Origin of the sequence: Methanomethylovorans sp. (genome assembly GCF_050177135.1) — an archaeon.
In the GTDB taxonomy this organism is placed as follows: domain Archaea; phylum Halobacteriota; class Methanosarcinia; order Methanosarcinales; family Methanosarcinaceae; genus Methanomethylovorans.
This window is the reverse complement of sequence record NZ_JBFXHJ010000072.1, coordinates 1-11532: the sequence shown is the minus strand read 5'-3', so window position 1 is coordinate 11532 and position 11532 is coordinate 1. Positions and strand designations below refer to the sequence as shown.

Genomic DNA, 11532 nt, shown 5'->3' with positions numbered 1-11532 from the left:
AGCAGTGCCTGTTTACGACAGATCTATACAGGAAGAACTTAAGCAATTCATGGAGATCCAGTTTGCCGATAATACCAAAGCTCGTATTATTAATAAAGAGCAGGACAACAAATATGTAAAGAGAAAACGGTCAAGCAAAATAAGGCGTGCGCAGGATGATCTGTACAAACTGTTCTCTGACAAAGCATCCGGAAAAGGTGGTATGGAGTGAAATTCGCTGCCATAGACGTAGGTTCCAATGCCGTGAGGCTTTTGCTTGCAAAGGTAGAAGAAGAAAGTGTTCGTCCCGTATATGAGAAAGTTGCCCTTTTCAGAATGCCTATCCGTCTGGGAGAAGATGCGTTCCCCCACAAAAGAATATCCGAAGAAAAGACCCAGCAGCTTGTTAAGACCATGGTTGGTTTCAAGTATCTGATGGATGCCTTTGAGCCTGCGGACTATATGGCATGTGCTACCTCAGCTATGCGTGAGGCCAGTAACAACAGGGAAATAGTTGACCTTATCAATAGGGAAAGCGGTATCGATCTATCGATAATTAGTGGAAAAAGAGAAGCTGAGATCATTTATTATAACCATGTGGAAAGACTGGCTGAGAATGAAAACAATTTATGCCACATGTACGTGGATGTTGGAGGCGGCAGCACTGAAATACTCGTCTTTGATGACAATAAAATAATGGAATCCCGGTCTTTTGATATTGGAAGCATACGCATACATGAAGGACTTGTGACCCGAAGGGAGTGGGAAGACATGAAACTATGGGTGAAGCATGTTTCTTCCCGCTATCACCCAATATCAGCAGTGGGAAGCGGAGGAAATATTAATTTTCTTTTCAGTGTCTCCAAAACAAAGGAAGGAACGCCTCTTGAATACGGTAAACTGAAAAAGCTGCATACTTATATCCGTTCATTCCCTATTGAACAGCGCATATCGGAACTGGGTATAAGGCCTGACAGGGCAGATGTGATAGTCCCTGCAGCGAAAATATACCTATCTGTGATGAAATGGAGCGAGATCTCGGAAATGTTCGTGCCACAAATGGGACTTGCCGATGGAATCATACATGTGTTGTACAGCAAACACAAGCAGACCTTTGTGTGATAATAAAAAAAGTGTGCCTCAGGACTCATAGGGTTCATCACTTTTCAGAAAACAAGCTCATCACAGGCACACATTACACATTATTGATCAATTGCATCCTTGATCTCTTTTGCTATCTCAATAGCTGCTTGTTTTGGATCATCGGCCAGATAGATGCTCCTGCCGACAATTACCCAGTCTGCTCCTGCTCTTATAGTGTCAGCAGCATTTCCACCCTGTGCACCAACACCAGGAGATATGATAGCCATATCATCCCCTATTATACTGCGGATCATTTTTACACGTTCCGGGCGCGTAGCCGGTGCAACAACTCCCGCGACATTTGCATTTGATGCCATCTGCGCCATATCCTCTGCGACCCTTTGCATGAAATCAAGAGCTCCGGGATGGCTCATCTCAGTAACTACATATATTTCAGTTCCATGTTCTTCGGCAACTTCCACACACATATTAAGGCTGTCAGAACCGGTAAAAGCATGCACGATCACTGCATCTGCTCCTGCCCTGAACACTTCCTCACAGATCAGACGATCTGTATTAGGTATATCAGCTACTTTGAAGTCTGCTATCACAGGTACCATCTCTGCAATTTCACCTATGATGTCTTTTCCTGTTGCCAGGACAAGAGGATATCCTATCTTGATAGCATCCACATGGCCTTTTACGCTCTGGGCTATTTTAAGTGCCTGCTGCCTGTCCGTAACATCCAGGGCAAGTATTAATCGTGTATCCTTAATCAACTACATCACTTCCTGATATGTTATTTATTATCCTTAGCCAGCCTGCTCCTTACAGCTGCCACAAGCAGAGGCAGAGTAATGGTCGCATCAGAGTGGACCGTGACCGAGCGGGCACTTTCACTTACCTTGCCCCACGAACGTGCTTCGTCAAGTGTGGCACCGCTCAAACCCCCGGTTTGAGGAGTGTCCATAGTAAGCTGTATAGCATATTCGAATTCCTGATGTGTCACGAGCATGGACTGGAAAATGTAGTTCTTGGGAACTCCACCGCCGACCAGCAATGCACCCGGGTTCTTTGCTTCATAGCAGATATCGATGATCTCCCTCATATCAGCGAATGCATCGACATTAAGAGTATGCATCTGTTTGTACAGCCAGGCTTGCAGCCCTATCATGGAATCCTGGATGGCAGGGCAATACACAGGCACGTTCATATCCGCAGCAGTACGTAATATGGAATTCTTATCATCGATGTTATTACCGATGTGTGTCATGAATTCCCTGATGGATATGGTCTTGTCACCGATATCGGAGAAGATGGACTGCATCTTCTCTTCAAGATCCGTGAAATGGTGCTCAGGCAGGAACACATCGTAGATACGGTTGATCTCCTGATGCTTGAGTTCCACATCATCGGTTTGCTCGGTACCTTTGTAATGGTGCAGACCCATGGATTCCACTACCTCGTGCACCATATTTGCTCCTGTGGTGACAAGTACATCAATGTAACCATCCCTGATGAGGTCGGCTACTATGGCGCGCATGCCTGCTGGCACCATGGCTCCGGCAAGTCCGAAGAAACTGGTGCTCTTGTTGCTTAACATCTCATGATATATATCTACTGCATCGGCTATCCGGCCTGCTCCGAAAGCACAGCCATCCAGCGCATGTATCAGTTCGTCCACGCCCATGCCGGCGGTGATCCTGGCCTGGTTAATAGGACACTGAAGACTTTCTTCCATTGAATGATGAACCATTTAAAAGCCCTTCTTTTTGTACGTTTACAGCATTCATGTGTTTTAAGGTTTCTTCATATCTACTTTACCTGCACAATTTAAAATGCATTACTGCCATATTCAAAGTAAAATCCATCCTATGTACGAATGACAATTAAGATCGAACCCATATTCAATGAGCCTGCACTTGTTGTAGAAAATGAAGCAAGGTCCCTGATAATAGCGGATATACATCTGGGAATAGAGTGGGACCTCTATACCAGTGGTTTTTCCATACCCAGCCGCATGCAAAAGGGACTTGATCGCATTCTGGAATATATAGGATCTGTAAAACCAGAGAGGATAATACTGCTGGGAGACGTCAAACACAATGTTCCTCAGATCTCCTGGCAGGAAAGAGATGAACTTCCATATTTCTTAGGAGCCCTGGCAGAGCATGCACATGTGGATATCCTTCCTGGTAACCATGATGCAGGTATAGAGTTCCTCCTTCCTGAAAGAAAGGATGTGCAGTTGCATTCTTCCAGAGGTACTGTAATAGATGGTGTAGGCTACTTCCACGGCCATACCTGGCCAGCTCCCGAACTGCTTGAAACCGAGTATATCATCACAGCCCATAATCATCCCACGATCCGTTTTACTGATCCACTTGGCCATACGGTAGTGGAACCTGCGTGGGTGCGCACCCGGCTGAAAAAAGATGTCTTGCAGGCACATTATAGCAGCCTGGACCTGAAAGAGGTGTGGAAAGACCCAAGGGTATTCATTGTACCATCTTTCAACGAACTGTGCGGAGGCGTTGCATTCAACGAGTCACTGGAAGATGACCTGCTGGGTCCGATATTTTCATCCGGTGGAGTGGAACTTGATAATGCAGAGCTCTACCTGCTGGATGGTACAAAGCTGGGGCTTTTGAAACATGTGCGCAAATTGAATGGTCCGAAAAAGGAGCGTAGGGGAAAGGGTAAGGGACGCAGATGAGCTTTGGGAACTTATTCGATGCTTTTCATCCGAAAATTCAGGAGACTTTGATAGAACTAGGGTTCAAGGCACCTACGGAGCCACAGGAAAAAGCCTTTCCCCATATATTAAAAAGAGAAAATACATTTCTAATAGCTCCCACAGGCTCAGGAAAAACAGAATCAGCAGTGTTGCCGATCTTTAACCACATCCTTGCACGATCCCTGGAAGAGAGGAAAGGCATATCAGCGCTGTACATCACACCTCTGAGGGCATTGAACAGGGACATGCTGTCACGCATACAATGGTGGGGCAAGGAGTTAGGCATTGATGTACAGGTACGCCATGGAGACACTTCACGTAACGAACGTCAGAAACAATCACGCAGGCCACCGGATCTTTTGATCACCACTCCTGAAACCTTACAGGCAATGTTCACAGGCAGGTTGCTGCGGGAAAGCCTGGGATATGTGAAACATGTAGTTGTGGATGAGATCCATGAGCTGGCAGCTTCAAAAAGAGGAGCACAGCTTGCTATAGGTCTTGAAAGGCTGGTAGAGCTTGCAGGTGAGTTCCAGAGAGTGGGTCTTTCTGCCACGGTAGGTAACCCGGAAGAAGTTGCACGTTTCCTGGCAGGATCAGAAAGAAATGTAGTTGTCTTGCAGGTCATCATGTCCAAACTCCTGGAATTCGATGTGGTACGTCCGCAGATAGCAGCAGAGGACATGGAGATATCGCAGATGGTGGGATGTGATATTGAATTTGCTGCACATCTAAGATGCATCCGGGATATCGTAAAAAGGCATGAGTCCACTTTGGTCTTCGTCAATACGAGACAAAGTGCAGAGGCTTTGGCATCGGGTTTCAAGATCATGGGCGAGTCCATTGGAGTGCATCATGGATCCCTGTCTGTGGAAGCGCGTATCGAAGCTGAGGAATCTTTCAAAGCAGGAGACATGAGAGGACTTATATGCACTTCTTCCATGGAACTTGGCATTGATATCGGCAAGGTGGACCATGTTGTGCAGTATGGATCTCCAAGACAGGTTTCTAGGCTTTTGCAAAGGGTCGGACGTGCAGGTCACAGGATACATGAGATCTCCAGGGGAACTATTCTTGCAGTTGGACAGGATGATGTTGCAGAGAGCATGATGATCGTGATGTATGCCCTCGAAGGAAAAGCGGAAGAAATATCAGTGCAGACAGGTGCTCTGGATGTGCTGGCCAATCAGATATCAGGGATGGTACTTGATTTCGGAGAACTTGATATTTCACGCTTGCATGCGATATTTAGAAGAGCGTATCCTTTCCGCGAACTGACCCTGCAGGAACTGGAAAGGGTTGTGGAGCAGGTCACAGAATACAGGCTGGTGTGGAGGGAAGAGGGATCAAGCATACTGGGCAGAAGGCGCAAGAGCTGGCAGTATTATTATGATAACCTCTCCATGATACCCGATGAGAAAAAGTATGAGGTATTCGATATGGTTTCCGGCAGGCCTGTCGGAATGCTGGATGAGGCTTTTGTTGTAACATCTGCAACTCCCGGTGCTGTGTTCATCACAAAAGGTGACATGTGGAGGGTCATAGACATGGACACCGAAAGAGACAGGATAAAAGTAGAACCTGTCAAGGCAAAGGGTGAGATCCCCAGCTGGGTTGGGGAGGAAATACCTGTGCCTTTTGATGTTGCCCAGGCAGTAGGAAGACTTCGTGCTTTCATCAGGAATTCGCTTCTTAACGAGATGGATGAAGAAATAATAGCAGAAGAGCTTATTCTTAAGTATCATGTTGATATGGCAGGTGCTTTAGAGTTGATATCGCTTGTGGCTGAACATGTGACAGCTGGACTCAAAGTCCCGGATGACAAAACCTTGCTTATCGAAAGCGACGATGATGCAGTGATCATTAATGCTTGTTTTGGACATAATACCAATGAAACTTTAGCCAAAGTGCTGACGGCATTGCTTGCAGCACGCTTTGGAAGCAGTGTGGCACAGGAAGTAGACCCTTACCGCATACGACTTCAGGGACCACGGAGGCTGAAACCTGTCGATATAAGGTCAATGATACTTGATATTATCCCGGATCACATTGAACCTGTCATAGAGATGACCCTTAAGAACACATCTCTTATGAAGTGGAAGATGGTGCATGTTGCCAGGAAGTTCGGAGCGCTTAGCAAAGATCTGGATTACGACAGGATCAGCATGAAAAAACTTCTTGAAATATATAAAGGCACTTCCATGTATGATGAGGTGGTCCGGGAGATCCTGCATGATATGCTGGATGTGGATTCAGCCCGCGAGGTTTTATCACAGATCTCTTCAGGCGAGATCCAGATCGAGATCAGTGTCTCAACACCGATAGGTTCATCGGGATTCTCCATGAAACGTGATCTTGTAGCCCCGGAAAAAGCTGATAGGTCGATAGTGCTTGCTCTCAAGGAACGTATCATGCACGATAATATCATATTGTTCTGCATACACTGTAAAAAATGGGCATCTCACAGGAAAGTGATGAATGTGCCGGATGATATCATATGCCCTGTATGTGGATCAAAAATGGTGGCTGCCCTCAAGCCATGGGAAGAGGAAGAGATAAAACTTGTGAAGAAACATAGTGGATCTGCTTCCGGTGAAGAAATAAAACGTATCAAGAGAGTACATAGGAATGCCAATTTTGTGAGAGTCCATGGAAAAAAGGCTGTAATTGCCCTTGCTTCCAGAGGTGTGGGTCCTGAAACGGCTTCCCGCATCATACAGAAAAACCGGCCTGAGGAAGAAGACTTCTACAGGGACATTCTGGCAGCAGAGCGAAACTATGCCAAAACAAAAAAATTCTGGGATTGATAATTGCAGGTAAACGCTCTAATTCCAAAGAATGGAAACCGGTTTTATAAACGTATTCTGCAGTTGTTGAGCAGAAATATATATTTCGTCCAGTATAAAGCACTATTCCCAATAGTTTTATATTTGATGTATTGCAAATTCAGGTGACTAACTCTTTAATTGGAGAGAAGGATTAATTATGAGCGACTTAAACATGAAGGAAAGGTTTTTAAAAGCATTGAAATGTGAGGAAGTCGACAAGGTCCCAGTTCTGTCAGTTACACAGACCGCTATTGTCGAGCTCATGGACAAGACAGGCGCTGCATGGCCAGCAGCCCACAGCGATGCAAAGCTCATGGCAGAACTCGCATACGCTTCATACGAGGTATGTGGCCTTGAGGGCGTAAGAGCACCATACTGTCTTACAGTTCTTGCTCAGGCAATGGGCTGTGAGGTCAACATGGGTACAAAGAACAGACAGCCATCTGTTACAGCACACCCATACCCTGACAGTGTCGAAAACCTGAAAATGCCTGAGAACCTTCTTGAACAGGGCAGGATCCCTGCTGTGCTGGAAGCAATGAAGATCCTTAAAGAGAAGACAGGCGGCAAGGTCCCTGTGATAGCAGGTATGGAAGGACCGATCACCCTTGCATCAGACCTCTGCGGTGTTAAGAGGTTCATGAAATGGTCCATAAAGGACAAAGCTTCATACAACGCTATACTCGACTTCGCAACTGACGCATGTATTGCATACGCAAATGCTCTGGCAGATGCTGGTGCAGATGTTATCAGTGTACCAGACCCAGTAGCTTCTCCTGACCTCATGGCACCGGCTGCCTTTGAAGCAGACCTCAAGCCAAGGCTTCAGAAGTTCTCAGCAGCAGTAAAGGTTCCAATGATCCTCCACATCTGCGGTGATGTCACACCGATCATTCCAGCAATGGCTGACTGCGGGTTTGCTTCTATCAGCATCGAAGAGAAGGTAAAGGATATGGCAGGCGCAAAGGCAAAGGTTGCAGGCAAAGTATCCATTTGCGGAAACGTGTCAAGCCCCTTCGTTCTGCTTCAAGGCACACCTGACAAGGTAAATGAAGCAGTTACAACTGCTCTTAAGGCAGGCGTGGATGTACTTGCACCTGGCTGTGGTATTGCACCGGACACCCCTGTTGCCAACCTTAAGGCAATGGTCGCTGCAAGAGACGCATTCTACAAGTAAACCCGTTCCCCATCTGTGGTCTTCATGACCACATACCTTTCTTTTTTAAATGTATCTGCATTTTACTTATTAGTCTATTATTTACTCAAAAACCATACTCCCGTTCAAAATATCAATTATCAGAGATAAGTGACCTATTATGAAATTCAGCCTTGGGATTGATGCCGGAGGAACGTATACAGATGCAGTCCTTGTAAGAGATACTGATGGTTCTATTGTGGCCACAAGTAAGGCTCTTACCACCTACCCTGATCTCATAATAGGAATTCGCGATGCTATCGACGGCCTTCGAACTGATGATCTGGATAAAGTAAGCCTTGTATCTGTTTCAACCACACTCGCAACTAATACGGTACTTGAAGGAACAGGGAGTCCGGTTGCTCTGATCTTGGTAGGTGATCATCCAACCAGAGGAACATATCCTGCAAAACATTATACAGTAGTATCGGGCGGTCATACGTTCGATGGAGAAGAAACGATACCCCTTGATATAGATGCGGTAAAAGATTTTGCTTTGAGGGTAAAAGGATCAGTATCTGCCTTTGCAGTATCTTCTTTTTTTAGCATCCGAAATCCTGAGCACGAACTTGCCATAAGGGACATTGTAAATGATGTCACCGGATTACCGGTCGCATGTGGTCATGAACTATCCCAGGACCTTGGTGCTTATGAAAGAGCTGTCACTGCAGCGCTTAACGCCCAGCTTTTGCCTATTTGCCGCAGTTTTATAAGCTCGATGATCAACGAGATAAAAAGAAGGGAAATGAAAGCAAGGCTTATAATGCTGAAATGCGATGGGACCGTGATAGGTATAAATGAAGCACTGAAAAAACCAATAGAGTCAATCTTTTCAGGCCCTGCAGCAAGTCTTGTTGGTGCTTCTTATCTATGCAACCTGGATACATGTACAGTAGTTGATGTAGGAGGAACCAGTACGGATGTATCAAGCGTTATAAAGGGTGTACCGGAGCTCACTGACACAGGTGCGATCGTGGGAGGCTGGAAGACAAGGGTAAGAGCTACCAGGATGGAAACCTCGGCACTTGGCGGCGATAGCCAGGTATGGATAAAAAGTAAGCATATCTTCATTGGCCCCAGAAGGGTCATACCCCTATGCCTTGCGGCAGAAAGATATCCAGCGTTCATTGAAAAACTGAAGAGATGCCTGATACCTTCCCGCAGTTCATTGGACATGAACATTCAGCCAGCAAGGCTGTACGTGAGAACAGGTTTTGATCCGATAGAGCTAGATGAATTTGAAACCGAAGTACTGGCTGCTATAAGAAATGAGCCATTGATTCTTGAAGAGATCGCATCTTCCTCTCGTAAATATCCTTCCTCGGTCATACTTGATAGCCTTATAAGTAAAAGACTGATACAGCCTATTGGCTTTACCCCCACCGATGCGTTGCATATACTTGGCGAATATACCCGCTGGAACGTGGAAGCCTCGTTGATAGGAGCAAATCAATTTTCCCGCCTTGCTAAAATGGATGCTGTGGAATTTGCAGTTGCCGTAAAAGAGAAAATGACACATAGCATTGCATTTGATCTGATGTCGTTCCTGCTGAAGGATGTCGATAGAAAAGGAATAGAGCAGATAGTCAATGGTGACTTCCCCGCTCGTTTCAAGCTCGATATTCCGGTAGTGATGTTGGGAGGACCAGTCGCTTCATTTGAAGATGACCTTTCAAGGATAGTGGATGCCGATATCCAGATACCGGAACATGCAGCGGTTGGTAATGCAGTTGGTGCTCTGTTTGGAAAGGGTATTAAAAGAGTTGAAATGTTTATCAGGCCTTTCTCAGTGTCGGAACCTGATCAAAACTACTTGGTTTTTTCTCCATTGGGAAGGCACAAGCTTGAAACCTATAATGATGCTCTTGATTATGCAAAGACACTTGGGAATAAAATTGCAAATGAGTACATGGATGATTGTGGAGTCAGCCGACATAATATGGAGATAGAGTTCTCTCAGCAAACTTTTTCTCCTGAGGACTGGAAACATGCTCCTCTTGAAACGAGAATTGTAATTATGGCTGTAGGTTATCCTAAAAAACAGAGTAATTAACAATAACAATTTAATTCGAAATATACTTTTCTTAAATAAAAAACAGCATTAACTATAGAATGAATTGTAGCAAAAAAAAGAAAAAAAGAAAGGAACTCAAGTTTAGAACTTGTAGTTCGCTTCTGGCTTGAATACTTTTACTTCTGACTTGTACAGGGCGAGCATGTCGCTCATGAACTTGTCCTTTTCGTCGGTAAGTGCATTGATTGCCTTCTCTGCGTCAGCAAGTGCATTTATCTCGAAGCGGGACATCTGGAGCTTGCCCTCAGCCTTTGCAGCATTCAGGATCTTTACGGTCTCAACTGCAGCGGCCTTTGAACGCAGGTACAGGTCGTTTCCGTTCTTGGAAATTGCCTGACCAACCTTCCATGCGTTGTCGTATGCAAGCACATATCCCTGTGGGTCTCTGTATCTGTCGGACATCATCATCATGTCACGGAGCAACTTGCCGTTTCCGGTGTTGAGTGCAACGTTCATGAGAGCTGCATCCATGCTCAGGGTCTGTGCCCAGCACTGGACAGAGGTACCACCGAACTCACCGTGGTATTCGACAGACTCGTTGGACCAGAAGTCACAGCACTGCATTGTCAGGTTACCCATGACATCGGCGTGTGCACATGTTGCAGACTTTCCTTCCTGGGCTATTGGTACACCAGCTATGGACTTTACGATAGTGTTCTCGTATCCGCAGTCCTTACCTGGACCCTTTGCACCTGCTTCATATCCACAGAGTGTCCTTCCTGCAGAGATGGTCCTTGCAATGATTGCCAGGGTGTGAGCAAGGTTCTTGTCAAGCAGTCCGCCTGCAATGAACATTGCAGTGTTTGCCTGTGAACAGTCTGTGTCACCAGCTGGTATTACACCCTTCTTCTGGGCGATCTTTGCAATGTCCTGCCAGATCATGGTCATGTCAAGGGAGCCGAGGCATCCTATTGAGTAGATCAGGCCTGGTACATCGTTTCTCAGGATAGCGTAGTCGAGGACTTCTTTTCCACCCATTGTCTCAATGGACAGGAAGTCTGCTCCGCCTTCTGCAACTGCTTCGAAGGATTCCATGAGCAGGTCGTACTTTGAACCGATAAGTGCAAGGTAGTCGCGCTCTTCACGGATGTCACCAGGGGTGTGCCTGAGACCGCACTTTATGCCGTACTCTTCGTGGTATTCTTCAAGAATGGTCTTCTGGACGTGGGCGATTTCGCCTCCCCATGATGGGTTGTTGGTCATCTGCTGCACGTGTTCTGTCTCGAGTGAGATAGATGGGAAACCAATCTGTACAGCCCTTGCAAGGATGTCAGTTGTGAGCCTGCGGTATTCGGAGACGAGTTTCTCCTTGGACTGTCCGGCCTCTGGCCTTGGTGCATAGTTAACCTCGGCTGTAACATAGCCGGCACCGACTTCCAGACCTAACTTTGCCTTTACTGGGTGCTTTGCGTTACCGAAGAGCATGTCGTCGGCCTTGCTGTATGCCATTTCAGTGTATCTTTTTACTGTCATTATTGTCACCTCATTTAGTGCATGTGGAAGTGTTCCTTCAGCTGCTTCAAGCTCTTTCCTGCGAGGATCATATCTGCCATCTGTGGGGCCTTTGCGGCTTCCTCACCATAGACACCAAGCTCATATGTGACTACGAAGTCCTGGTTCACAGCTCCGCCACCAC

At 46.2% G+C, this 11532-nt stretch carries 9 protein-coding genes and 1 pseudogene; 6 read left to right on the top strand and 4 right to left on the bottom strand.

The window, feature by feature from the left end; translation table 11 throughout:
• On the top strand, window positions 1-211 hold a 211-nt coding region (locus AB7U21_RS07185; RefSeq protein ID WP_428387953.1), incomplete at its 5' end, for a hypothetical protein.
• On the top strand, window positions 208-1101 hold the full coding sequence (locus tag AB7U21_RS07180) for an exopolyphosphatase (protein ID WP_333787461.1): 894 nt from the start codon (window positions 208-210) through the stop codon (window positions 1099-1101). The genes AB7U21_RS07185 and AB7U21_RS07180, both read left to right, overlap by 4 nt.
• Window positions 1102-1181: 80 nt before the next feature.
• Here AB7U21_RS07180 and pyrF read toward each other — a convergent pair whose 3' ends face one another.
• Together pyrF and AB7U21_RS07170 are read right to left on the bottom strand one after the other, a co-directional pair.
• Window positions 1182-1841 (bottom strand): orotidine-5'-phosphate decarboxylase, encoded by a 660-nt coding sequence (pyrF, locus tag AB7U21_RS07175; protein WP_333787460.1) that lies wholly within the window; start codon window positions 1839-1841, stop codon window positions 1182-1184.
• 20 nt (window positions 1842-1861) lie between these two features.
• On the bottom strand, window positions 1862-2818 hold the full coding sequence (locus tag AB7U21_RS07170) for a deoxyhypusine synthase (RefSeq protein ID WP_333787459.1): 957 nt from the start codon (window positions 2816-2818) through the stop codon (window positions 1862-1864).
• 126 nt (window positions 2819-2944) lie between these two features.
• Between AB7U21_RS07170 and AB7U21_RS07165 the strand changes: the two genes are divergently transcribed.
• The 4 genes from AB7U21_RS07165 (at window position 2945) to AB7U21_RS07150 (ending at window position 9875) form a co-directional block, all read left to right on the top strand.
• Complete coding sequence (locus tag AB7U21_RS07165; protein ID WP_428387950.1) at window positions 2945-3778, top strand: metallophosphoesterase; 834 nt, start codon at window positions 2945-2947, stop codon at window positions 3776-3778.
• Complete coding sequence (locus AB7U21_RS07160; RefSeq protein ID WP_428387948.1) at window positions 3775-6606, top strand: DEAD/DEAH box helicase; 2832 nt, start codon at window positions 3775-3777, stop codon at window positions 6604-6606. The genes AB7U21_RS07165 and AB7U21_RS07160 overlap by 4 nt, the downstream gene beginning before the upstream one ends.
• A gap of 178 nt (window positions 6607-6784) precedes the next feature.
• Complete coding sequence (mtaA, locus tag AB7U21_RS07155) at window positions 6785-7804, top strand: methylcobamide:CoM methyltransferase MtaA (RefSeq protein WP_428387946.1); 1020 nt, start codon at window positions 6785-6787, stop codon at window positions 7802-7804.
• A 139-nt stretch (window positions 7805-7943) separates the two neighbouring features.
• Complete coding sequence (locus tag AB7U21_RS07150) at window positions 7944-9875, top strand: hydantoinase/oxoprolinase N-terminal domain-containing protein (RefSeq protein WP_428387944.1); 1932 nt, start codon at window positions 7944-7946, stop codon at window positions 9873-9875.
• A gap of 102 nt (window positions 9876-9977) precedes the next feature.
• On the opposite strand, the gene mtaB is transcribed toward AB7U21_RS07150, so the two are convergent.
• Window positions 9978-11369: a methanol--corrinoid protein co-methyltransferase MtaB gene (gene mtaB / locus AB7U21_RS07145; protein ID WP_333787455.1), complete on the bottom strand. Its 1392-nt coding sequence runs from the start codon at window positions 11367-11369 to the stop codon at window positions 9978-9980.
• 14 nt (window positions 11370-11383) lie between these two features.
• A pseudogene (locus tag AB7U21_RS07140) lies at window positions 11384-11532 on the bottom strand (methanol--cobalamin methyltransferase); the annotation flags it as partial.